The 22,255-nt window shown below is 51.2% G+C and carries 28 protein-coding genes and 1 tRNA gene; 23 read left to right on the top strand and 6 right to left on the bottom strand.

Annotated elements, in window-relative coordinates:
* Window position 1 precedes the first annotated feature (1 nt).
* Complete coding sequence (locus ACFSW8_RS02290) at window positions 2-1,483, bottom strand: S10 family peptidase (RefSeq protein ID WP_377089204.1); 1,482 nt, start codon at window positions 1,481-1,483, stop codon at window positions 2-4.
* 311 nt (window positions 1,484-1,794) lie between these two features.
* Between ACFSW8_RS02290 and ACFSW8_RS02285 the strand changes: the two genes are divergently transcribed.
* From ACFSW8_RS02285 to rplX, 19 genes are all read left to right on the top strand, one after another.
* On the top strand, window positions 1,795-2,763 hold the full coding sequence (locus tag ACFSW8_RS02285) for an alpha/beta hydrolase (RefSeq protein ID WP_377177325.1): 969 nt from the start codon (window positions 1,795-1,797) through the stop codon (window positions 2,761-2,763).
* A 102-nt stretch (window positions 2,764-2,865) separates the two neighbouring features.
* A tRNA-Met gene (locus ACFSW8_RS02280) sits at window positions 2,866-2,940 on the top strand.
* 413 nt (window positions 2,941-3,353) lie between these two features.
* Window positions 3,354-3,728: a 30S ribosomal protein S12 gene (gene rpsL, locus ACFSW8_RS02275; RefSeq protein WP_377089210.1), complete on the top strand. Its 375-nt coding sequence runs from the start codon at window positions 3,354-3,356 to the stop codon at window positions 3,726-3,728.
* Window positions 3,729-3,761: 33 nt separating this feature from the next.
* Window positions 3,762-4,235, top strand: coding sequence for a 30S ribosomal protein S7 (rpsG, locus tag ACFSW8_RS02270; protein WP_377089211.1), 474 nt, complete (start codon window positions 3,762-3,764; stop codon window positions 4,233-4,235).
* 33 nt (window positions 4,236-4,268) lie between these two features.
* A complete protein-coding gene (fusA, locus tag ACFSW8_RS02265; RefSeq protein WP_377089212.1) occupies window positions 4,269-6,413 on the top strand; it encodes an elongation factor G in 2,145 nt (714 codons plus the stop codon).
* A gap of 39 nt (window positions 6,414-6,452) precedes the next feature.
* Complete coding sequence (gene rpsJ, locus ACFSW8_RS02260) at window positions 6,453-6,761, top strand: 30S ribosomal protein S10 (protein ID WP_377089213.1); 309 nt, start codon at window positions 6,453-6,455, stop codon at window positions 6,759-6,761.
* Window positions 6,762-6,789: 28 nt separating this feature from the next.
* Window positions 6,790-7,437 (top strand): 50S ribosomal protein L3, encoded by a 648-nt coding sequence (rplC, locus tag ACFSW8_RS02255; RefSeq protein ID WP_377089214.1) that lies wholly within the window; start codon window positions 6,790-6,792, stop codon window positions 7,435-7,437.
* A 27-nt stretch (window positions 7,438-7,464) separates the two neighbouring features.
* Window positions 7,465-8,073: a 50S ribosomal protein L4 gene (gene rplD, locus ACFSW8_RS02250; RefSeq protein WP_377089215.1), complete on the top strand. Its 609-nt coding sequence runs from the start codon at window positions 7,465-7,467 to the stop codon at window positions 8,071-8,073.
* Window positions 8,074-8,094: 21 nt separating this feature from the next.
* A complete protein-coding gene (gene rplW / locus ACFSW8_RS02245) occupies window positions 8,095-8,379 on the top strand; it encodes a 50S ribosomal protein L23 (protein WP_377089216.1) in 285 nt (94 codons plus the stop codon).
* A 63-nt stretch (window positions 8,380-8,442) separates the two neighbouring features.
* Complete coding sequence (rplB, locus tag ACFSW8_RS02240; RefSeq protein WP_377089217.1) at window positions 8,443-9,276, top strand: 50S ribosomal protein L2; 834 nt, start codon at window positions 8,443-8,445, stop codon at window positions 9,274-9,276.
* Window positions 9,277-9,312: 36 nt separating this feature from the next.
* Entirely contained in the window at window positions 9,313-9,582 is a 270-nt protein-coding gene (gene rpsS / locus ACFSW8_RS02235; protein WP_377089218.1) for a 30S ribosomal protein S19, read from the top strand.
* Window positions 9,583-9,606: 24 nt separating this feature from the next.
* A complete protein-coding gene (locus ACFSW8_RS02230; protein ID WP_377089219.1) occupies window positions 9,607-10,332 on the top strand; it encodes a hypothetical protein in 726 nt (241 codons plus the stop codon).
* 31 nt (window positions 10,333-10,363) lie between these two features.
* On the top strand, window positions 10,364-10,705 hold the full coding sequence (gene rplV, locus ACFSW8_RS02225) for a 50S ribosomal protein L22 (protein ID WP_377089220.1): 342 nt from the start codon (window positions 10,364-10,366) through the stop codon (window positions 10,703-10,705).
* A gap of 23 nt (window positions 10,706-10,728) precedes the next feature.
* Entirely contained in the window at window positions 10,729-11,442 is a 714-nt protein-coding gene (rpsC, locus tag ACFSW8_RS02220; RefSeq protein WP_377089221.1) for a 30S ribosomal protein S3, read from the top strand.
* Window positions 11,443-11,478: 36 nt separating this feature from the next.
* Window positions 11,479-11,898, top strand: coding sequence for a 50S ribosomal protein L16 (rplP, locus tag ACFSW8_RS02215; protein WP_377089222.1), 420 nt, complete (start codon window positions 11,479-11,481; stop codon window positions 11,896-11,898).
* Between the two features lie 39 nt (window positions 11,899-11,937).
* Window positions 11,938-12,135, top strand: a complete 198-nt coding sequence (gene rpmC / locus ACFSW8_RS02210; RefSeq protein ID WP_377089223.1) for a 50S ribosomal protein L29 — start codon at window positions 11,938-11,940, stop codon at window positions 12,133-12,135.
* Window positions 12,136-12,158: 23 nt separating this feature from the next.
* The gene (gene rpsQ / locus ACFSW8_RS02205; RefSeq protein WP_377089224.1) at window positions 12,159-12,425 is read left to right on the top strand and encodes a 30S ribosomal protein S17; all 267 of its coding nucleotides are present in this window, start codon (window positions 12,159-12,161) and stop codon (window positions 12,423-12,425) included.
* 74 nt (window positions 12,426-12,499) lie between these two features.
* Entirely contained in the window at window positions 12,500-12,865 is a 366-nt protein-coding gene (gene rplN, locus ACFSW8_RS02200) for a 50S ribosomal protein L14 (protein ID WP_377089225.1), read from the top strand.
* A gap of 20 nt (window positions 12,866-12,885) precedes the next feature.
* On the top strand, window positions 12,886-13,107 hold the full coding sequence (gene rplX, locus ACFSW8_RS02195; protein WP_377089226.1) for a 50S ribosomal protein L24: 222 nt from the start codon (window positions 12,886-12,888) through the stop codon (window positions 13,105-13,107).
* A gap of 73 nt (window positions 13,108-13,180) precedes the next feature.
* Here the strand turns inward: rplX and ACFSW8_RS02190 are convergent, their stop codons facing one another.
* On the bottom strand, window positions 13,181-14,464 hold the full coding sequence (locus ACFSW8_RS02190; RefSeq protein WP_377089227.1) for an SUMF1/EgtB/PvdO family nonheme iron enzyme: 1,284 nt from the start codon (window positions 14,462-14,464) through the stop codon (window positions 13,181-13,183).
* 119 nt (window positions 14,465-14,583) lie between these two features.
* Between ACFSW8_RS02190 and ACFSW8_RS02185 the strand changes: the two genes are divergently transcribed.
* Both ACFSW8_RS02185 and ACFSW8_RS02180 read left to right on the top strand, forming a co-directional pair.
* Entirely contained in the window at window positions 14,584-15,072 is a 489-nt protein-coding gene (locus ACFSW8_RS02185; protein ID WP_377177323.1) for a GAF domain-containing protein, read from the top strand.
* Window positions 15,073-15,122: 50 nt separating this feature from the next.
* Complete coding sequence (locus ACFSW8_RS02180) at window positions 15,123-15,581, top strand: Dps family protein (RefSeq protein WP_377089228.1); 459 nt, start codon at window positions 15,123-15,125, stop codon at window positions 15,579-15,581.
* 22 nt (window positions 15,582-15,603) lie between these two features.
* Here the strand turns inward: ACFSW8_RS02180 and ACFSW8_RS02175 are convergent, their stop codons facing one another.
* Both ACFSW8_RS02175 and truA read right to left on the bottom strand, forming a co-directional pair.
* Window positions 15,604-15,858, bottom strand: coding sequence for a hypothetical protein (locus tag ACFSW8_RS02175; protein ID WP_377089229.1), 255 nt, complete (start codon window positions 15,856-15,858; stop codon window positions 15,604-15,606).
* A complete protein-coding gene (gene truA / locus ACFSW8_RS02170) occupies window positions 15,855-16,688 on the bottom strand; it encodes a tRNA pseudouridine(38-40) synthase TruA (protein WP_377089230.1) in 834 nt (277 codons plus the stop codon). The genes ACFSW8_RS02175 and truA overlap by 4 nt, the downstream gene beginning before the upstream one ends.
* Window positions 16,689-16,849: 161 nt before the next feature.
* Between truA and ACFSW8_RS02165 the strand changes: the two genes are divergently transcribed.
* Both ACFSW8_RS02165 and ACFSW8_RS02160 read left to right on the top strand, forming a co-directional pair.
* Window positions 16,850-17,614 carry a helix-turn-helix transcriptional regulator gene (locus ACFSW8_RS02165; RefSeq protein ID WP_377177321.1) on the top strand — a complete coding sequence of 255 codons (765 nt, stop codon included), beginning with the start codon at window positions 16,850-16,852 and terminating at the stop codon, window positions 17,612-17,614.
* A 295-nt stretch (window positions 17,615-17,909) separates the two neighbouring features.
* A complete protein-coding gene (locus tag ACFSW8_RS02160; protein ID WP_377089233.1) occupies window positions 17,910-18,086 on the top strand; it encodes a hypothetical protein in 177 nt (58 codons plus the stop codon).
* Between the two features lie 396 nt (window positions 18,087-18,482).
* Here the strand turns inward: ACFSW8_RS02160 and ACFSW8_RS02155 are convergent, their stop codons facing one another.
* Window positions 18,483-20,936: a U32 family peptidase gene (locus ACFSW8_RS02155; RefSeq protein WP_377089235.1), complete on the bottom strand. Its 2,454-nt coding sequence runs from the start codon at window positions 20,934-20,936 to the stop codon at window positions 18,483-18,485.
* Window positions 20,937-21,224: 288 nt separating this feature from the next.
* A complete protein-coding gene (adhP, locus tag ACFSW8_RS02150; RefSeq protein ID WP_377089236.1) occupies window positions 21,225-22,232 on the bottom strand; it encodes an alcohol dehydrogenase AdhP in 1,008 nt (335 codons plus the stop codon).
* Window positions 22,233-22,255: the final 23 nt, after the last annotated feature.

Below are 22,255 nucleotides of genomic sequence, written 5' to 3'. Positions count from 1 at the left end.
GTTAGTTGGGTTGGATGAATTCGACGAGGTCCTTACGCATTTTTTCGATGTCCTTTTGGTTGAGGTAGAACATGTGTCCTGCATCATACCAAGCGACGGAGATGTTATTGCGTTGTGCTTTTGGGAGCATGAGGTGGTCGATACTATAGAGGATACCATATGCAGGGGTGGCGAGGTCCGTGTAACCACATTGGACAAGCACGCGGAGTTTGGGGTTGTGCTTGAGTGCTGACTCGAGCGAGCTGCTGAGGTTGACGTAGGAGTTTTCAGCTCCCCATTTCCACGGGTGTACTTTGCCGGTGAGGATTTCGTAGACGCGTGGGTCTTTCCAGCCGAGGTCTCTGGTGAGGTAGTCGAGCATGGCTGTGGAGATGGGGCCGTGGACAACGGAGTAGGATGGGTCGTAGTTGGGGTATGGCGAGCTGGAGTCAATGGCGTCCCAGCTCACTCTGCTGTCGAAGCGGCCAACGACTTTGCCTTCTTTACGGAGTAATTCTTTGCGGAATTTAGCTGGGTAGATGCGCAGGTGGTTCTCCAGGATCCACTCTGGTGAGAGACTGGTGAGGGAGGAAAGCTTCTTGGCGAGGGCTTGCTTTTTGTCGTCACTGAGTGTGTGACCTTTATGGAGGGCGGTGATGTATTCGCCGGAAGCAAATTCGAGGGATGCTTTTACGAGGGCATCTCGGTCGCCAGTAAGCTTGCCATGGTGGTGCGCCGTGGCGGTGAGTGAGGGGAGGAAAAGTGCATAGGAAAGGTCATTTCCAGAGCTTGGGCTCAGGGTGCGGTAGTCGAGGAGGCCTGAGAGCAGGATGACGCCATTGAGTTGCATGCCATAGCGTTGTTGGACTTTGGCTGAGAGGCCTGCGGCTCTGAGGGCACCGTAACTTTCCCCTAGGATGTACTTTGGCGATGACCAGCGTTTGTTGTCGGTAACCCAGCGGCGGATGAAGTCAGCCATTGAGTCGAGATCTCCATTTACTCCATGATATTGCTTCGCTTTATCCTTACTTTCAGCGCGTGAGAGCCCCGTAGCGACTGGGTCAACAAATACGAGATCGGTTACGTCTAGGATGGACTGTGGGTTTTCGATAGCTGTAACGGGGGGGGTGAGAGCCTCTGTCCCATCTTCGGACGTGGGGATGATTCTTGGTCCAAGGGCACCCATGTGGAGCCAGACTGCTGAGGAGCCTGGGCCGCCGTTGAAGGCGAAGAGAACTGGACGTGTGTTGATATCCTTTACCCCTTTTTTTATGTAACTCACATGGAACACGTTGGCCTGGACTTCGCCTTTGTCATTCTCGAGAGCGAGTTCGCCGGTGGTGACTGTGTAGTCGATTGACTCACCTGCGATCGTTACAGAGGCCTCTTTGCTGACAGGTTCTTTGGATTTACTTTTTGGGCTGTCTTTCTTTTTTTCATCTGCGATGGCAGTGCAGCTCAGAGTGAGTGCTAACAGCAGTGTGAGGCGTGAAGTCCATTTCATATGGCACTAAACAAGCAGAGATTGTTAATTCTGTCATCTATTCTTCAGAGTGGGCGTTTTGTTACTGTGCTTTCTTGTTTGAGAATAAAGGGGGCGGTATTCGGGAGTGTGCTTTGATCTGAGCCCTACGTGTTAAGCATAGTCGGTGGGGAAGGAGGCAAGCTCAAGGCGGTGTGGACAAATTGCATCACCGCCCGTTTTAGATAGGGTGATATGGAGTCAGTTGGTATGCAGCAAAGGGATTTGGGAGGCTGAGGCATCTTTTGTATCTGGCTTTGTTGTCTTCCAATGCGAGGATGTTTATCCACTCCATGCAATCCGTCTTGCCAGATGCAAAATCTACTCTCAGCGGGTGGCAAACCATTTTGCCCACACCGCCTAGGCAAATGGATGGGGCTGTGGTATGGGTGGGTATGCGAAGTTACTTGCTCATGTGCATGGCGGTGTTGGGGATGGTATTTCCGTCATGTGCGACGGAGAAGAATCTGACTGCGGCTATTGCGCTTGGTTTAATGGGCGAGGATGGTGGTGATCGTCTATTTTATTACCCGACGAAGGATGCGCCTTTTACTCCGAAGAAGTACGGCTATGCCTATGAGGATGTGACTTTCCCTTCCAATGGAGGCGTCCAGCTTCACGGATGGTGGATTCCAGCAAAGGAGGCCAAGGCGACTGTTGTGTATGCGCATGGGAATGCGGGATCGGTAGCGCATCATTTTGTCTTTGTGTACTGGTTGATTGATGCCGGTTATAATGTCTTGCTCTATGATTACCGTGGTTACGGGAAATCAGGTGGGAAGGTGGCGAAGGATGGGATTGTTATGGATGCGGCCGCAGCGTTGAAGTATGCGAGCGCGCGAGAGGGGGCAGGAGACATTATTGCTTTTGGGCACAGTTTGGGTGGGGCCAAAACGCTCGCAGCACTCAAGGAAGTCGCGCCTGAGCGGCTCAAGGCGGTTGTGGTTGATTCCACCTTTTCCTCATACCAAGACATGGCAGAGCGGGTTGCGGGGGCAAAAGCTCGCAAGGTTGTCTCAGCCAGTCATGATCCAGTGGATTGTGTGAGAGGCTTGCCGGCGGGGGTGCCAATATTGATCGTGCATGGCACCGCCGATGAAACGATTCCTTTTGAGCAGGCTCAGAAACTTCATGCTGCCGCCAAGAAGCCAAAAGAGTTGATGGCAGTAGAAGGGGGGAACCACGTCAATTGTTTCTTCATCAAGGAGGGGCGTTATCGGGAAAAGTTGCTTGGCTGGATGTCTGATGTCTTGAGAGATTAGAAAATTGAAAATTCTGCACTTTTTCTGTAGACAGGGGGAGGGAGTTGGGGTAAATCCCTGCCCGCCCGAGAGAAACTCTTTCAGGCGCACAAAAAGTTAAGTGGCACGGTAGCTCAGTGGTAGAGCAGAGGACTCATAAGCCTTTGGTCGGGTGTTCAAATCACCTCCGTGCTACCAACTTTTTTAACAAAGTTGGTCTTTTTGAGGTAAAGCTCGCAGAAATGCGGGCCTTTTTTTTGTTCTAAATTTGCTGCGAGTGTCTTTATGAGCCAAAAATAGGGCCTTTAGGAGCGGGTGATTTACTTTCCTTTATTGATTCCTGAGGCTTGGGGCTGCGGGTGGGCGGATTCCATGATGGTGAGTGGGTTTGCTGGGTTTGGGAGGTGTGGAAAATTCCGTAAAATAGGGCTTGCCAGATCGTGTTTGATGCATAAAGTGCCCGCCCCACGAAGTGTCTCAACTCGGCAACGAGAGAGGCGCTCAACATCGAGAAATCAACAAACTATCGGGTGCAGCTCCGGAAAATATGGCTCTACGAGAGAATCTCGTCGTCCTTCCGTCGCGCCCTATAATTAACCAAATAGGAATCTATGCCGACAATTAATCAGCTCGTTCGTAAAGGACGTAAAACACCAGTAGAGCAGTCAAAGTCACGTGCTCTCAACGCCTGCCCACAGCGTCGCGGTGTCTGCCTTCAGGTCATGACACGTACGCCAAAGAAGCCAAACTCCGCTCTTCGTAAAGTTGCGAAGGTGCGTCTTACCAATGGTAAGGAAGTGATGGCATACATCGGTGGTGAAGGTCACAACCTCCAGGAGCACAGCATCGTGCTTGTTCGTGGTGGTCGAGTAAAGGATTTGCCAGGTGTGCGTTACCACATCGTTCGTGGTGCTCTTGATACCCTTGGTGTCACAGATCGTAAGCAGTCCCGTTCTAAGTACGGTGCTAAGAAGCCTAAGAAGTAATTCGCAAATCAAATTTAACTAGGAAATTTTATTATGGCACGCCGTAGAAAAGTTCACGCAAAGAAAGATCGTCGCGACGCACGTTACGACAGCCAACTTGTTGGCACACTCATCGCAAAAGTGATGAAGGACGGTAAGCGTTCCATCGCTGAGCGTATCGTTTACAATGCAATTGACGCAGCAAACGATGGTGTTGACACCATTGATCCACTTGAGGTCATCACTCGCGCAATTGAAAATGCAAAGCCACGCGTAGAGGTTAAGTCTCGCCGCGTAGGTGGTGCAACCTACCAGGTACCTCTTGAAGTTGCTCCTGAGCGTTCTGAGTCCCTCGCAATGCGCTGGCTCGTTACCTTCGCTCGCAACAAGAAGGGTGTACCAATGCACAAGGCTCTCGCAAATGAGATCAAAGACGCAGCAAACAACACAGGTGCTGCAGTGCGTAAGCGTGACGACATGCACAAGATGGCTCAGGCCAACCGTGCGTTCGCTCACTTCCGCTTCTAATTGAAGCACACTTAGTAGAAGAAATTATCCATCATGTCCTCGGATCCCAATTCAGCCAATCGCCCTTACCCGTTGCAGCGCACGCGCAACATCGGGATTGCGGCGCATATTGATGCGGGGAAGACGACATTGACGGAGCGAATTCTCTTCTACACAGGCATGATTCACAAGATCGGTGAGGTGCACGATGGTGCTGCCACTACCGATCACATGGAGCAAGAGCGCGAACGTGGGATTACAATCACCTCCGCGGCTGTGACTTGTGAGTGGGTTCAAAAGCCCAACGAGGGTATCACCAAGCTTTTCGAAGATGAGAAGCAGCGTGTGAATATCATCGATACTCCAGGTCACGTTGACTTCACCGCCGAGGTGGAGCGCTCTCTCCGTGTCCTCGATGGCGCAGTCGTTGTGTTTTGCGGAGTCGCAGGCGTTCAGCCACAGACTGAGACAGTCTGGCGACAAGCCAATAAATACAACGTTCCGCGTATCGTATTTGTGAACAAAATGGACCGCACTGGTGCCGATTTCAACCACGTCCTTAATGATGTGCGTGAGAAGTTAGGTGCAACTGCCGCGGCCGTACTCATCCCAATTGGTGCCGAAGATCAACTTCGTGGCCAAATCGACGTGGTTAACCAGAAAGCTGTCATCTATTCGGATGACGATAAGTATGGCTCCACATTCACTGTCGAGGAACTCGATGGTGAATTAAAACTAGAGGCTGAAGCTGCACGTGAAGAGCTTCTCGAGGTGGTAGCTGACCTCGATGACGAGATTGCTGAGAAATTCCTCATGGAGGAAGAGATCACCAATGCGGACCTCAAGTCTGCGATTCGACGCCTCACGATCGCCAACCAGTTTATTCCTGTGTCTGGTGGATCTGCCTTTAAGAATAAAGGTGTACAATTCCTTGTAGATGCTGTGATCGACTACCTACCGAGCCCGGTCGACATTGAAGCAGCCCAGGGACAAAAAGCTGATGACGAGGACGCAGTCGTCCTCGCACCTGCTGACGATAATGAAAAGTTCTGCTCACTAGCTTTCAAGCTTTGGGCAGACAAATTCGTTGGTAAGCTTGTCTTTTTCCGTGTCTATTCAGGCACAGTCTCGAAAGGAGACATGGTCTACAACCCGCGTACCCGCAAGCAAGAGCGTGTTTCGCGCCTGATTCAGATGCAGGCGGATAAGCACATTGAGATTGAAACCTGTTACGCAGGAGACATCGCTGCATTTGTGGGCATTAAGAATGTGACCACTGGTGACACACTCTGCACCAAAAAGTTCGACATTCTGCTCGAACCACCAACATTCCCTGAGCCAGTCATCGCGATGGCAGTCGAGCCAAGAACGAAGGCGGATCAGGACAAGATGGCAAACGGCCTCGCGCGCCTTCAAGAAGAGGATCCTACCTTTGTAGTAAAAACCGACCAAGACACCGGGCAGTGTATTATTGCCGGTATGGGTGAGCTGCACCTCGAGGTGATTGTGGATCGTTTGAAGCGTGAATTCAAGGTGGAGGCTAATACTGGTAAGCCGCAAATTGCCTACCGTGAAACAATTTCCAGTGCTGCCGACGGTCTCGGTGTACTTAAGAAGCAAACTGGCGGTTCAGGCCAGTATGCGAAAGTCAATCTTGCAGTGCGCCCGAACGAGCGTGGCAAAGGGCTCACCATCGAGAATAAAGTGGTGGGTGGTGCTATTCCAAAAGAATTTATCAATGCAGTCTTCAAGGGAATCGAAGATTCCACAACCAACGGAGTGATAGCAGGTTATCCTGTGGTTGACATTCACGTTGAAATCGTAGATGGAGACGCCCACGACGTTGATTCCAACGAGAATGCTTTCCGCATGGCGACGATATTCGCGATGCGTGATGCGCTTGAAAAAGGGAGTTCGCTCCTCTTGGAACCCGTTATGGATGTTGAGGTTACTACGCCGGATGAATATCAGGGAGATATTCTCGGTGACCTCAACCGCCGCCGCGGACAGATCGCTGGCATGGAAAGTAAGGGGGCAGCCTGCACGCTTAAAGCGACAGTGCCACTTGCTGAAATGTTTGGCTATATGACCGCACTCAGAACAGTCTCTTCTGGCCGAGCTTCATTCACAATGGAGCCGGCCAGTTTTGAACCCGTCCCACAAGCGATCGTCGATCAGAAGTTCGGCGAAAGCATGTAGAAACAACAATAAATAAGGTAAAAACAACACATCTTCATTATGTCTAATCAGAAGATCAGAATCCGTCTCCGTGCGTATGACCATCGTGCTATCGATCGTTCCGCACAAGAGATCGTTGAGACAGCTAAGCGCACAGGCGCAAAAGTCGCTGGTCCGATTCCTCTGCCGACCCACGTTGAAAAGTTCAGCGTAAACCGTTCCGTTAACCAGAACAAGAAGTCCGCAGACCAGTTCGAGATCCGCACACACAAGCGCTTGCTTGATATCGTAGATCCAACAGCCCGCACCGTGGATGAGCTCAAGAAGCTCAACCTCCCAGCTGGTGTTGACATCACAATCCGCATCTGAGCCCTAACCCATAGAAACTAATATTACTATGTCACTCGGACTTTTAGGTAAAAAAGTAGGCATGACACGCGTGTTCGACAAGGACGCAGGTATCATGATCCCAGTCACAGTTGTAGACGTGAATGGCAATGAGTTCCTTCAGGTCAAGACCAGCGAAACTGACGGTTACTCCGCAGTTCAGGTTGGTTTCGACGATCAAAAGGAAAACCGCCTCAACGCTCCTACAAAAGGTCACTTCAAGAAGCACAACGGAACAGCTAAGAAGCTTGTTAAAGAATTCCGTTTTGAAAGCGACGAGCAACTTCCAAATACTGAAGAAGCACACCCAGGTGCCGCTCTCTTCGAAGACGGTCAAGTTGTTGACGTTATCGGCACCACAAAAGCAAAAGGCTTCCAGGGTGTTGTTAAGCGTTACAACTTTGCAGGTCAGCCAGACTCACACGGTCACATGATGCACCGCCGCCCAGGTGGTATTGGTGCTGGTACATGGCCAGGTCGCGTATGGAAGAACAAGAAGATGCCAGGTCGTCACGGTCAGTACCGTCGCACCGTTCAGAACCTCAAGGTAGTGCAAGTCCGCGCAGAAGACGGCGTTGTACTTATCTCTGGCGCAGTTCCAGGTCACAAGGGTTCTTACGTTGTTGTCCGCCCAGGTGTGAAAGCGAATAAGAAGTAATCTTAACCATTAGAAAGAATCACTGAAATGTCAGCTAAAACACTTACAGCAGCAGACGCAACATCTGCAAACATCAATCTTGTTGAAGGTCACAAAGGGACTCAAGCAGTTCACGACCTCATTACAGCCTACCGCGCAAACCGTCGTTCTGGTTCTGCTAACACAAAGACTCGTTCTGAAGTAGCAGGTACTGGTAAGAAGATGTACAAGCAAAAGGGAACAGGCAACGCTCGTCACGGCGATCGTGGTGCTCCTATCTTTGTTGGTGGTGGTGTTGTATTCGGCCCTAAGCCACGCGACTACTCTAAGAAGGTCACTAAGAGCGTCCGTAAGCTTGCGCTTCGCCGCGTTCTCACTTCTAAGATCGAAGCTGGTGAAGTTCTCACTGTTCCAGCATTCGAAGTTGCTGCGCCAAAGACTAAGGACTTCGTATCTGCAGTCAGCGCAATCACAGATGCCAAGAAGGTACTCGTTATCGGTGCTGAGTTCACAGACAACACCTTCCTTGCAGGCCGCAACGTAAAGAACGTTCAGCTCATCACAGCAGCTGAAGCTAACATCGAGCAAATCCTTCACGCTAACGCAGTCGTGATTACTGAAGGAGCACTCGAAACAATCGCCAAGCGTACTGCTTAATCCCGAACCGAATAGAATACGATGAAAGATATCTACCAAGTAATCGACACTGTTCGCCTGAGCGAAAAAGCCACACTCCTTGCTGAGTTGAACAACGAATATGTGTTCAAGGTTGATCGCCGTGCAAACAAGCTCGAAATCAAGCGCGCAGTAGAACAACTCTTCGGTAAGAAGGTTGAGTCTGTCCGCACCTGTAACTACTCAGGAAAATTGAAACGCCAACGTCGTGGTGATGCAGGTCGCACTGCTCACTGGAAGAAGGCAATCGTTCGCCTTAAGGAGGGCGATACACTCGATCTCATCTAAGCAAGGAGACCGAGCATTTATTAACGCTGCAAAAACGAAATCATTCGAAAGGAATAGCGAATCATGCCTTTAAAAACATTCAGACCATTTACCCCGTCGAACCGCTACAAGGTTCTTCCAGGGTTCGATGAAATCACAAAAACAACACCAGAAAAGTCGCTTACTCAGCCACTTAAAAGAACTGGTGGTCGTAACAACCGCGGTCGTATCACATGCCGTCACATTGGTGGCGGTCACAAGCGTAAGTACCGTCTCGTTGACTTCAAGCGTCGTAAGTTCGACGTAGAAGCGACAGTCGTTGCTATCGAATACGATCCGAACCGTACCTGCCGCATTGCTCTTATCGAGTACACAGACGGTCAGAAGAGCTACATCCTCGCACCAGTAGGCCTTCAGGTCGGTGCTAAGGTATCTTCAGGACTTAACGTGGCTCCTAAGCCAGGCAACGCAACGATTCTCAAGAACGTACCTCTTGGTACCAGCATCCACAACATCGAGCTCGTACCGGGCGCAGGTGGTAAGGTTGCACGTTCTGCAGGTCAGGAAGCGATCCTCTCCAACCGTGAAGAAGGATACGCGCTTATCAAGATGCCATCCGGCGAAATTCGTAAGTTCAATGACCAGTGCCTTTGCACAATCGGTCAGGTCGGTAACCGCGACCACATGAACGAAGTTTCCGGTAAGGCAGGTCGTTCACGCTGGCAGGGCAAGCGCCCAACCGTGCGTGGTATGTGTATGAACCCAGTTGATCACCCGAACGGTGGTGGTGAGGGTAAGTCAAAGTCCGGTGGTGGTCGTCAGCACCTCAAGTCACCTTGGGGTCACGTTAAAGGTCAGAAGACTCGTAAGAAGATCAAGCACAGTGACAAGTTCATCGTATCTCGTCGCACCAAGTAATTGACCAAGCACTGAATCATCTAACTATTTAACATTATGCCAAGATCACTTAAAAAAGGACCATTCGTGGACCAAAAGCTTCTTGATAAGATCGATGCTGCTATCGAAAGCGGCAACAAAAAGCCGATCAAGACATGGAGCCGTCGTTCAATGATCACACCTGATTTTGTTGGCCACAACTTCGCAGTTCACAACGGCAAGACATTCGTTGCTGTTTATGTAACTGAGAACATGGTAGGTCACAAACTCGGTGAATTCGCACCGACACGTATCTTCAAAGCACACGGAGGTATTGGTAAGAAGTAATTCTTAGATCGTCTGATTTCGTTTATGCGCGCTTCTCTACTGCTACCAGCTACATTAGGAGCTTATGCTCTAAGTACTGGGGTAGGTAGCGCGCAACAAAACGAAAGCCAAGATGCTCGCCTCTCAAGACTGGAAGCGAAAGTCGCCAGTCTTCAACAACAGAACCAGACGCTCTCCAAGGCTCTTGCGCATGCCTCACAGCAAGAACAAGAAGCTTCCAAAGAGCTAGAGACAATCCGCTTACAGCTTGAAGCGCTCGGCGCCTACCCACTCGGGACTGACGACGAACGACTCATGCAAGCGGTGGCCAACCGCAAGGTGCTCGAGGATCGCCTCAGTTCGCTGGAAACAGCGGCACTGAAGCTCACCGATCAGGTGCGTGAATACCTCAAAACCGCCTTTGCTGCTGACGCCGAAGCACGACTAAATGTAGAATCTGCAATCAGAGGACTTGACGTCGAGCTCGGAATAAGGCACAAGCCGCGTCCCCAAGTAGATTTTGGCTCCCTTCAGGAAGCGAAAGTCATCAGTATAGACGGCCAATCTGGCTTACTCGTACTGAATGCAGGGGAAAAGCAGCAAGTGCGCATCGGCATGACATTCCGTATCCTACGCGGTAACGGCCAAATAGCCGAAGCTATCATTGCTCGGGTCCGACCAGATATCTCTGGGGCCCTAGTAGTGACACTCGAAGACACCAACAACGCGGTTCGCCTCGGCGACATCGCATCAATCAAGACGATTAAATAATCAGGAATCAATCATCCAACGGAACAAATCCATGGAAGTAAAATCAACATACAAATACGCTCGCGTCTCCGCTAAGAAAGCACGTGACGTGGCCCGCGAAATCCAGGGTCTTCCTGTGTCCTCCGCACTTGACGCACTGACCTTCACACCAAAGAAATCAGCTGCACTCATTGCTAAGACACTCAAGTCCGCAATCGCTAACGCAGAAAACAACTTCGAACTCGACGCTGACGAGCTCTTCGTAAAAGAGGCAGTCATCGGTGAAGGTCCTACCTTCAAGCGATTCAAGCCACGTGCTCGTGGATCTGCAGGCGGTATCCGCAAGCGCACTAGCCATATCTTCATCACCCTTGCTCCAAAAGCAGAGGCATAAACAACCACTAAAGAACTAATAATATGGGACAGAAAGTAAATCCTATCGCATTCCGCCTCGCAGTCTCTAAGGACTGGCGTTCTAAGTGGTATGCCAAGGGCCAAGATTACTCCAACAAGCTCCACGAAGATCTTAAGATCCGTAAATACATCAAGGGTCGTCTTCAGTTTGCTGCTCTTTCACGCGTCACAATTGAGCGTGCATGGAACAGCGTTCGCGTCACACTTCACACATCACGTCCAGGTCTTGTGATTGGTCGTAAGGGTGCAGAGATCGAAAAGATGACTACAGATATCTCCAAGATCTGTGGTGGCTGCCAAGTTAAGATCGACATCATTGAGATCCGCAAGCCTGAGCTTGATGCTCAGCTTGTAGCAGAAAACATCGCTGTTCAGCTTGAGCGTCGTATCGCATTCCGTCGCGCTATGAAACGCTCCATCCAGACAGCAATGGAATTCGGTGCCGAAGGTATCCGTATTCGCTGCGCAGGTCGTCTTGGTGGTGCTGACATCGCACGTGCTGAATGGTACCGCGAAGGTAAAGTGCCACTTCAAACACTCCGTGTGCCAATCGACTACGGCTTCGCAGAAGCTTCCACAGTCTACGGAATTATCGGTGTGAAAGTATGGATCAACAAGAAGGAAGAAAAGCTCACAGCAGGTGGCAACAACCGCAATGACCGTGGTGGTCGTGGTCGTCGTCCAGGTGGTGAACGTCGCGAGCGTCGTCAGGGCTAATCTTTATTAACTTATAACATATAGGAATTAAGAATTATGCCTTTAATGCCAAAACGCACAAAGTTCCGCAAATCACAGCGTGGTAATCGCGGTGGTAATGCACAGCGCGGAACTGACGTAAGCTTCGGTGACTTCGGTCTCCAGTCACTTGGTCGCTCATGGATGAGCAACCGTCAGATTGAAGCTTGTCGTATCTCCATCAACCGCTACCTCAAGCGTAAGGGTAAGGTCTACATCCGCGTCTTCCCTCACAAGTCCGTAACAGGCCGTCCACCAGAAACTCGTATGGGTAAAGGTAAAGGTGCTGTTGACCGTTGGGTTGCAGTAATCAAGCCAGGTACTATGATCTTTGAGATCGCAGGTGTGCCAGAAGCAGACGCGAAGGAAGCACTTCGTCTCGCTTCAAACAAGCTTGGTTTCCGCACTCGTTTCGTAGAGCGTAACAAGCTTGCGTAATCCTCAGAATACTAACCGGAAAATAGAATAACCACTATTATGGCTACTAAAATTAGCGAAATCCGCGAACTTACTGCTGAGGAGTTGAGCGCTCGTCTCCGCGAACTCAAGCAGGAAGCTCTTACTCTCCGTCTCCAGCAGGCTACAGGCCAGCTTGAGAACACCGCACGCCTCAAGGCAATCCGCCGCGAAGTCGCACGTGTGAACACCGTTCTCACAGAACTTCGTAACAAGTAACACCAAACAAAGGATAAATAAACATGAGCGAAACAAACACAAAGAAGCCAGGTTTGCGCAAGTCCCGCGTTGGCGTTGTTGTCTCCACTCAGATGAACAAGACTATCGTAGTTGAATACGTAGCTCGCGTTCCTCACCCACGCTTCAAGAAAATCGTTAAGCGCACGAAGAAATTCTACGCACACGACGAAGAAGGCAAGGCAGCAGTTGGCGACAAGGTGCGTATCACCGAAACTAAGCCTATTTCTAAGCTTAAGTGCTGGGAACTTACAGAAGTTCTTTCACACTAATCAAACTTCAGGATTCGGCGTCCCAATCGGGGCGCCGATCTCCATCTCTGTAACATCTAACTGACTATAAATTTATGATTCAAATGGAATCCTCCGTAGCGATCGCCGACAACACAGGCGCTCGTTCCGCAAAAATGATTGGTGTCCTCGGAACTCGTTCCAAGGCTGCTAACGTCGGTGACATCATCACTGCACACGTTCGTGAAGCAATTCCAACAGCTTCAATCAAGAAGGGTACAGTAGTGAAAGCAGTTGTTGTTCGTACCGCAGCTCCGATTCGTCGTAAGGACGGTTCAGTGCTTCGTTTTGACAGCAATGCAATCGTCATCATTGATAAGGACAACAACCCGAAAGGTACACGTATCTTCGGCCCAGTTGCTCGTGAACTTCGTGAGAAGCAGTTCATGAAGATCGTCTCCCTCGCACCAGAGGTACTCTAACTTTAACTGACTGAACTATCATGGCACACGTAAAGAAGGGTGACAAAGTACAAGTTATCGCAGGCAGTCACAAAGGTGCTACTGGCACAGTGACATCTGTTAACGAAGCTAAGCAACGAGTCATCGTTGAAGGCGTCCGTAAGATCAAGAAGGCTCTCAAGCGTTCTGAAGCAAACCCAGAAGGTGGTATTGTTGAGATCGACGGACCGATTCACATCTCCAATGTTAAGAAGGTAGACTAAACTACTTTCCTAGTAATTTTCAAAAGCGGCTTTCCTGATGGGGAGCCGCTTTTTTTATGGCTCAGTGGGAGGTTTAGCGGGCGCAGGTTCTGAAGCCGACAAAGACATCTCGGCGAAACGGGTGGTAGGCTTGGCGGTAGGTATTGCGGATGATGTGAGATGAACTGGCACATGAGCCACCTTTGACGACTTTGTGGTCACCGAACTGGAGGGTGGACATGTATGGGTACATGTCTTTGCTGAAGCCGTCGTACGGTAGGAATTGGCTATCAGTCCATTCCCAGGCGGTTCCGAGCATTTGGATGCAGCCACAGTCGCTAGCGCTAGAACTGAGTGCTGTGGCATCGTGATTACCCATGTGGCATGCATCCATACTTACGCGATTGTGTTGCATCGTATTGCCCCAGGGATAGAGCTTAGCATCGTGGCCACGGGCTGCGGTTTCCCATTCGAACTCTGTTGGAAGCCTGCGATCGGCCCAGCGGCAGAATGCTTCTGCCTCCCAGAAGCTGACATGAAGGATGGGGTGGTTCAGAGGAATGGGAATCCATTGGTCAAAGCGCCTGAGCCACCATGTGCCTTTGCGTTTTTGCCAAAACTCGGGGTGGGTGTGTCCGTCTTGGAGCCAATGCTTGCCACCGAAGCTCCAGAGGCTTTGATTTTGGTAGCTGCCATCTTCTAGGAAGGCGAGGAATTCGCCGCAAGTGACGAGAGATTTTGAAATTTTGAAGCTTTCTATCTGCAAATGAAAGCCAGGTTTTTCGTTGTCAAAGCAGAAATGTTGGGCTGAGCTAGGGTCATGGGTGTCCAACAATGAAATGCCTATTTGGTAGCTGCCACTGGGAACTTCAGCATCTCCCTTTGTAAAGTGGGTGTCTGGAGAAAGGCTATCATCCGATGTGAAGGTTGGCTTTGGGTAAGCAAGAGTTTGGCGTGTCCATATGAGCGACTCAATGTGCATGTGGTGGTGGGCGATACCGTATTCTAGGAGGTAGAGCCATTCGTCAGTGAGCGGATGCGTTCTGATCTGTGTTTCGAGTTCAGCAATGACCTTGTTATAATAGGCACGGGTGTTAGGGAGGTCTGGTACGACATTCTCTTTCCAGCGTTCTTCGTGGTGGAGTTCAAAGGAATCCCAGACGTCATCAAAGCCCGGCATGAATGGGTCGAGGTTTACGAGGGGGCGCAGTAAGAAGTATTCGTAGAAGAAGGCTACGTGACCCAGCTCCCATATGGGTGGGTTGATACCTCGGTGGTAGGGTACGGCGAGTTGCGCATCACTGAGGTCATCAATTAAGGCTCTGAGTCGAGTGTCAGCATGGTGGAGTTCTGAGAGAAAATGTACTCTGCGATCCATACTGTAGCCTAACAAAGATGCGATACTGGCTCAAGGTTTGGTGGAGTAAATTTGAGTGAGTAGTCTAAAGGTGGGGGATCCATGCTTGCGTGTATGCTTTAGCTTTGCTGTGTTCAGTCATGGAATCGAAGGAAGAGAACTACGCAATGGTGTTCAAAAAGCTAGAAGCTATTTTGGACGGAGTGCGAGATGAAATTGCATGTTTGGCGACGGTGGCTTGTGAAGTGTTTCATGCGTTTGAGGGATTTCACTGGGTGGGTTTTTATCGAGTGACGGAGCCTGGGGTATTGATGGTAGGACCGTACCAAGGCGGGCATGGGTGTTTGCGAATTCCATTTGAGCGAGGTGTGTGTGGGGCTGCAGCGAGGAGTGGCGAGGTTCAAATCGTGGATGACGTCAATGCTGTGCAGGACCACATTGCTTGTTCTAGCAGTACTCGATCAGAGATTGTGCTCCCTGTAGTTGATGACAAGGGAGAGGTCGTGGCTGTCTTTGACATTGATTCTGATTACCCAGCAAATTTTGACGCTGTCGACCACTATTGGTTGGGCAAGGTTTGCACATTGCTTTCTGCGACCTGTTACAGAGCAGAAGCTAATAGTGAATAGTAGCGGTCGATCTCACTTGCTGGCTTCAGGTTTTCTGGCTAATGTTAGACATGTCTAATTCAGATTCTCCAGTTGTAGGGGCATTACGCCAGGTGGTAGCAGACAGCTATGCTTTGATGGGGCAGACGCATTTATGCCATTGGAATGTTCGCGGACCCGAGTTCTTTGCTCTGCATACAGCATTCGAAGAGCAATACACAGAATTGTTCACCGCGGTGGACGAGATTGCGGAACGTGTGAGAGCGCTGGGAGCACTGGCGCCAGGTGGTTTAGGAAATTTGGCGAAGGCTTCCTCTATCAGTGAACTTGCAGAGGATTCCAATGCAGTGGATATGGTTGCTCACCTAGCGAAGGCAAACGAGTTGGTGGTGGCATCGCTTAGCAAAGCGCGCGACTTAGCGGGTGACGCGGGTGACGCGGGTGACTCTGAATCGGAAGACTTATGTATCGCGCGGATTCAGGTCCATCAGAAGACGATCTGGATGTTGAAGAGCTTTTTAGGACACTAGGCTGTGCGAGATCAGGGCGAGATCAGGGCTTGATCAGGTCGGCGGCGTCATTCCTTACTTTTTTGGATTGGCGCTGTAATTCTTGTTTGAGCCCTTTACTGCTTTTTTTGATATCGTCTGCGACTTCGCCACCGATTTGCTCGACGGCATCTGCTGATTCTTGGATTAACTCTTTTCCGGCTTCACGAGCGGGCTTGGTGGATTCAGCGACTTGACGTTCCGCTTTGTCACAGGAGGCGAGGCTGAGTGCGAGTGTGATGATAGCGCAGTATTTCATGGGTAGGTGACTTCGGTGAGGGTGAGTCCAGCGGCGGGTGCGCAGTAGGGTGAGCGTCCGTGAGGAAGGTCAGAGGGTTGGTCTAACAGAGCTAGGTGGTCATCTAAGCGTAGGCGGCCTTGGGCGACATGTACTGCAGCGCCTGTGAGGAGCCTAACCATTTTATATAGAAAGCCATCACCAGTGTAACGGAGCAGGTAGCCATCCGTGGTACTTTGGAGTGAAGCCTCGGTAAGGGTGCGCAGGTAGCTGGTGGTTTCTGATTCATTGCCGCGCAGCGCTCCGAATGCTTGGAAATCATGGGTGCCAAGATAGTGGTCGAGTGCTTTTTGTAGGAAGTCAGGGTCTAACTGACGTGGCAGGTGCCAGGCTCTTCCTGCGAGCATCGGGTGAAGGACTGGGCAGGTGGCGAGGAAGTAGGTGTAAGTTTTTGCTTCAGCCGAAAAACGGGAGTGAAAGTCGTCAGCTACCTCTTGGCAGTCGGTGACACGTATGGTGGCGGGTAGTTTTGTATTGAGAGCTGGCACCCAATTGTAGGGGTTCATGTCCATGTGAGCTGGGGCATCGAAATGGGCGACTTGCGCATCGGCGTGGACACCAGTGTCAGTACGGCCTGAACCTTGGATTTTGATTGTTTCTTTGGCCACGTTTGAGAGCGCGTCTTGGACGAGGTCTTGGACTGTAGTGGCGTTGGGTTGGGTGGCCCAACCTGAGTAGGGGCGCCCATCGTAGGCTATGGTTAATTTGAGTCGCATGGATGTGAGAAGGACTGTGGCAGTGCGTGGAGGGGAGGTGAAGTGCATAATGGTCGAATCTGTGATTGCACTCATTGCCAGTATTCTGATATTTGTCTCGAAATGGTCTAGGATCTGCTGATCAAGATGACCACTGGTTTCGATACCAGATGTTGACCAAGCTCTGGTCTGATGTGTTTGTCGCTTTACACGCAGTAGCAGAGGTCCAGTCGACAGAACTGCCACACGGATATAGAATGATTTCAGATACAGAAGCTAGCGCCATTGTACGCTTGTTAGGAAACACAGCCGCCCTAGAAGGGGGGCATAGTGAGAAGAAACGCTTTTTGATGAATGGGCTCTGCGAGCTCATTGGGGCTGATGCATGGGTTTGGTCATTGGGTACATGGCAAGAAGAGGGGGCGCCTCCCGTCTACGTTGGGATTATGCACCAAGGCTTTGATGAAGAACGCTACGCGAAATTGTTGAAGGTTTTTGAGCATCCACACAACAAGGCGATTGTGGCTCCGTGGGTGGATGAAGTTGCTGTGGAAGGGAAGCATGCGACATACAGTTTAGAGCAACTTGATAAGCAACACCTATTCAGCGATAGCGAGGTGGCTCAGTTGATGAGTGAGGCGGACATAGGAGAGTTGTTTGTGAGTGGGTTTCCGGTGGATGCCCATTCGATGAGTGCGATTGGAATGTATCGTTCCACAGGGAAGCCAGCTTTCTCAGAGCGGGAGATGAAGATTGCGCATTTATTGATTCAAGAGATCCCATGGTTGCATTCGGCGGGTTGGCCGAACGAAATCACAGCGAAGGGACCACAATTATATCCACAGCAACGCGTGGTTTTGAACTTGATGTTGGATGGCCTTGGGCGCAAGCAGATCAGTCACGAGATGGAATTGGCTGAAAACACTGTTGCTGGATACATCAAAGATATTTACCGCCACTTTGGGGTGAGCTCGCATGCGCAGCTGATGAGTAAATTCTTGGTAGGTAATAGCTTGGCGTGAGGGAGGTCGATGGGTCGGGGGCATCTTTCAGACAGCTCCCCCCCAATTGGGGGAATAGACAATTTCGAGCGTTTGTATAATCTCCCAATCAGCAGGGTGAATCTCTCCAATAAGTGTGATGGCTCGATGGCCAGATTCTCAATCCAGTGCTGTGTTGTACACGGTCTAAGGACATCTCATTATACAAGTGCTTCTACCTGCTCACTCATCCTAGAAACATCCCCCCTATAAGCGGAACTGTCGCCCCTAGGCAGTTCCGCTGATTATCCCCCGAATATCCCACAAGCATACTCCCATGGCCCACTCCCGCAAACACAGGAGAGACAGTTACCTTGACCCAAGGTTGGCTGAATTTCTCAGTGATGAAGATCGTTATCGGCAGCAATTTCTCGCTGTCTCAGGCATTATTTTACTCGGTATCGTCGTACTTTTCGGCTCTCTCTTCCTCCTATGGAGCTACCTTTCCTCTTGATGGTAACAAAAAACATACACTCCCCCGAATCCCCCCCGAAAAGCGGGGTCACCTGATGCAGGGTGGCTCCGCACCTTCGGGTACAACATCAATCAGCCCCCCCATGTTTGATCGTCCCCCCCAGAACAAAGAAAAGAATACGCTCCATTTTACCTATGGAGAATTATTACGACACGATGCGCAAGATAAGCATGACTCTCGAGTGACCGCGGTTGTCGTTATGGCATCGCTCTTATTCATCGTCACCCTTTCATTGTGGGCCCTATTTCGGGCTAGTGGTTAGAAGTTTGAGGTTCTCTCTAACCACATGTGCAAAGAGCCAGTCCTAGTAAGTCATTACTGGGGCTGGTTTGTGCTCACTGGGATGCAGTGGGGCTTTGTTAGACTGGGAAGGTCTTAGCTTTTCACTTCAAGGGTTCCTTCGGTGACGCCGAGTTTTTCCATGACGCCGAGGTCTTGCCAGAGGAGGTGGCCATCAGTCTTGTTAGAAAGAAGCTGTTGGTATGCTTGGAGTGTGAGTGAGGTGGCCGTAGCGTCTTCATTAAGGAAGTCGATACGGTAGCGGTGGAGGCCTGTGGAGCGCACATCGTTGTAGAAGCGGGCGGCAGTTTGGGCGCGTCCATTAAAGAGGGTATTTCGGCAGCCGACGTCAGCCATGAGGGTGTGGAGTTGGCCGACACGGTCACGGAGTTGGACTTGGTGTTTTTCACAGGGTCTGCCACAGTCTTTGTAGCTGGTGCCTTCTGACATGAAGGTACAGAAGACGCAGTGCTCCATATGGAACATGGGCATGTGCTGGTGGAGGGTGAGCTCGAACCAATCGCTGGGGGCTTGATTGAGCATATCCAAGAGTTGTTGGATATTGAGGTCGTATGAGAGCGTGAGGTGATCGAGTGCTGCGCGTTCTTTAAGAATTTTGGCTGTTGCTGGGTTGGCACAGTTGAGGGAGAAGTCGCCGGTGCGGTAGTAGTCTTTTTCGGCGAAGTAGGTGACAGCACCGAGGTTGCGGATGAGGACGCCATCTGGTGCTGAGCGGTCGATGAACTTGAAGTAGCCGGTTTCTTGTGGCTTTTGGATACGCGGGGTAGCGAGGTGGATCGTGGCATCACCTCCTGCTGCGCGGACGATTTCAACAGCGTCTTTGTAGCGGCGGATATCCTCGAAGTCCGCGTAGATGCGTTTGACGCCATTTTCGAGTGCAGCCTCGATTTGGTGAGGGTGGCGGGTGAGGACGGAAAGTTCAGGGGCTTTGGTATCGGTTGTCACTTTTTCTGGCATGATGTTTGCCAGTGTGCGTTTCGAGATGGGTTTTTCGATTGGCGGGAGTGCGGCTGCTTGTTGGTCGAGTTTTTCGACAAGTGCGCGGCGGAGTCGGTTGAGTGCGGAGACTGGGAGGATGAGTCCTTCTTCGACTTGATTTTCGACTGAGCCGAGTTGGTAATTTGTATTACCGAGTCTTCCGAGTTGTTTGACTAGGAGCTCAGTGGTGAGTGGTCGATTTTCTGCGGGTTCAAGGATTTCGGATGTGCTTACTGAGATGCCATTACATTCCAAGGTGAGTGAGGTTCCTGCGATTCCGGTGGCTTTGATATTGAGGCCATCTTTGAGCGGGGTGAGTTTGGCATTTTTCCAGAGTGCTTTAACTTCGGCATTGAGTTTGGGGTCATCTGTTTTGTAGATGACGATTCCAGGTTTGATGCGGTCCCAATTAATTTTGGAATGTTTGCGGTGGAAGTTGAGGACATCTCCATCGACTTTCCAGATACGGGTTCCTTGTTCGAGGTTGCGGTTTTCACCGGCGTCGAAAACGATTCCGTCTCCGGCTTTGAGTCCATGTTCGCCCTCTTGGTTGAGAACGATCCAACCTGGGCCACAGTTTTCGACGGTGCCGATGCGGACACCTCGTTTTTTACCAAATTTCCCGTGGGTGAGGTAGGGGTGATTGGTGCCAGCGAGCCAACCGGTGGAGAGGCCTCGAGAGAAGGTCATTTCCATGGCGTAGCGATCGCGTTTGGTGATAGTGGAGGGGCGTTTGGCGACGGCGTCATCGATGGCTTTTCGATAGACCCGTGTGACCGCAGCCACGTATTCAGGAGTCTTGAGCCGGCCCTCGATCTTATAGGAAACGACGCCTTGTGCGACGAGTTCTGGGATGAGGTCGACTGCGGCGAGATCCTGAGGTGAGAGCAGGTAACGTTTTTCACCCATGTCGACAGTTTCGCCATCGACAACGAGTTCATAGGGCATGCGGCACGCTTGCGCACATTCCCCTCTATTGGCAGAGCGCTGGCCGAGTGACTCAGAGGTAAGGCACTGGCCGGAGTAGGCGACACAGAGGGCGCCATGAACGAAAACTTCAAGTGGGACACATTCGCTTGGATGGAACTTATTAATCTCCGTGAGGGAGAGTTCGCGAGAGAGGACGGCGCGGTCGAGTTTGTAGAGTGAGTCGATGAATTCCAGACCTTCTGGCGAGGTGATCGTCATCTGGGTGGAGGCATGGATTTCGATGGAGGGAGCCACGGTGCGGCACAGCATGGCGAGGCCGAGGTCTTGGACGATAATGGCATCGACACCAGCCCGCTCCAGGAGCCTGAGTTGTGCTTCAGCGGCTTCGAGTTCGGAGGTGAAAATGAGGGTGTTCATGGTAACGAATCCCTTCACGCCGTGGGCGTGGAGAAAGTCCATGAGCTCGGGGAGATCTTCGTCCGTGAAATTGTCCGCCCTCAGGCGCGCATTAAATTTTGAGAGGCCAAAGAAGATCGCATCGGCCCCATTGGCGACAGCAGCGCGTGCGCAGTCCCAGTTGCCAGCGGGAGAGAGGAGTTCAGGTGTGCGGTCGATTTCCATGGTGATTCAGTGCGTGTGATGAGGCGCGCGAGCGTTGAGAGCGCGCGGTTGTGTGCACCGAATCTAGTCTCAATCCAAGAAAATAAAAGCCTTGTCGCTAACAAGGGGGGACTTGGTAAAGGGGTGAAATATTAGGATAAGGTCCATAAGATGGAGGCATTGAGCGCGAATGGCACGCATCTCATGCATGCTTGCAACGCACAGAGCCCTGCACTGGTGGAGTCGGGAACCTGTGGAGGAGGTTGCTGAGATTCGCGGTGAAGCAATGTTCTGGAATGCGTGTTCTTATTAGATTTCCATGACGATGCGACCCTCGATCTTACCTTCTTTCATGGTGTCAAAGATGGCGTTGATATTGTCGAGCTTATCCATGGAGTAGTGGGCAGCGACGAGACCGTCAGCGGCGAACTCGAGGGATTCCTCGAGGTCGAGTCTAGTACCGACGATAGAGCCACGGATGGTCTTTCGGGTGAGCACTGTGTCGAATATGGGGAGGGGGAAGTCGCCAGGAGGGAGGCCGACGAGACTCATGGTGCCACGTTTGGCGAGCATGCCATGCCCTTGGGCGAAGGACTGAGTACCCACTGCTGTCACGAGCACGCCTTCGGCACCTCCTAGGGACTGGACTTCAGCAACGGGATCGGTGTTTAGAGCATTGATGGTTTTCTCTGCACCTAATTTCTCAGCAAGCGCGAGTTTGTCATCGGCAATATCGACGGCGACGACGTGCATGCCCATCGCTTTGGCGTATTGAACTGCGAGGTGGCCGAGGCCGCCAATGCCCGAAATGACGACGGTGTCTCCGGGGCGGGTGTCGGTCTCTTTGAGGCCTTTATAGACGGTGACTCCGGCGCAGAGGATGGGGGCAGCAGCGGCGAAATCGAGCGCATCAGGTAGGTGGCCCACATAATTTGGGTCTGCAAGCATGTATTCGGCAAAGCCGCCATTGACGCTGTATCCGGTATTTTGCTGGGAGTCGCATAAGGTTTCCCATCCGCTGAAGCAATGTTTGCAGCAACCGCAGGCGGTGTGAAGCCAGGGAACGCCTACGCGATCACCTTCTTTGACATGTTTGACTCCAGCGCCTACTTCTGTAACGACGCCCACTCCCTCGTGGCCAGGAATGAAGGGTGGGTTCGGTTTTACTGGCCAGTCACCATTGGCGGCGTGTAGGTCGGTGTGACAGACGCCACAGGCTTCTACTTTGACAATAATTTTTCCTGCTTCGAGCTGGGGCTTTTCGACCTCGCAGACATCGAGGGGCTGACCAAATTGACGTACGACTGCAGCTTTCATAGTAATCTAACTTATCGCTACTC

It is taken from the genome of Rubritalea tangerina, assembly GCF_042683245.1.
GTDB lineage: Bacteria > Verrucomicrobiota > Verrucomicrobiia > Verrucomicrobiales > Akkermansiaceae > Rubritalea > Rubritalea tangerina.
This window is presented reverse-complemented; position numbering and strand designations above follow the sequence as displayed.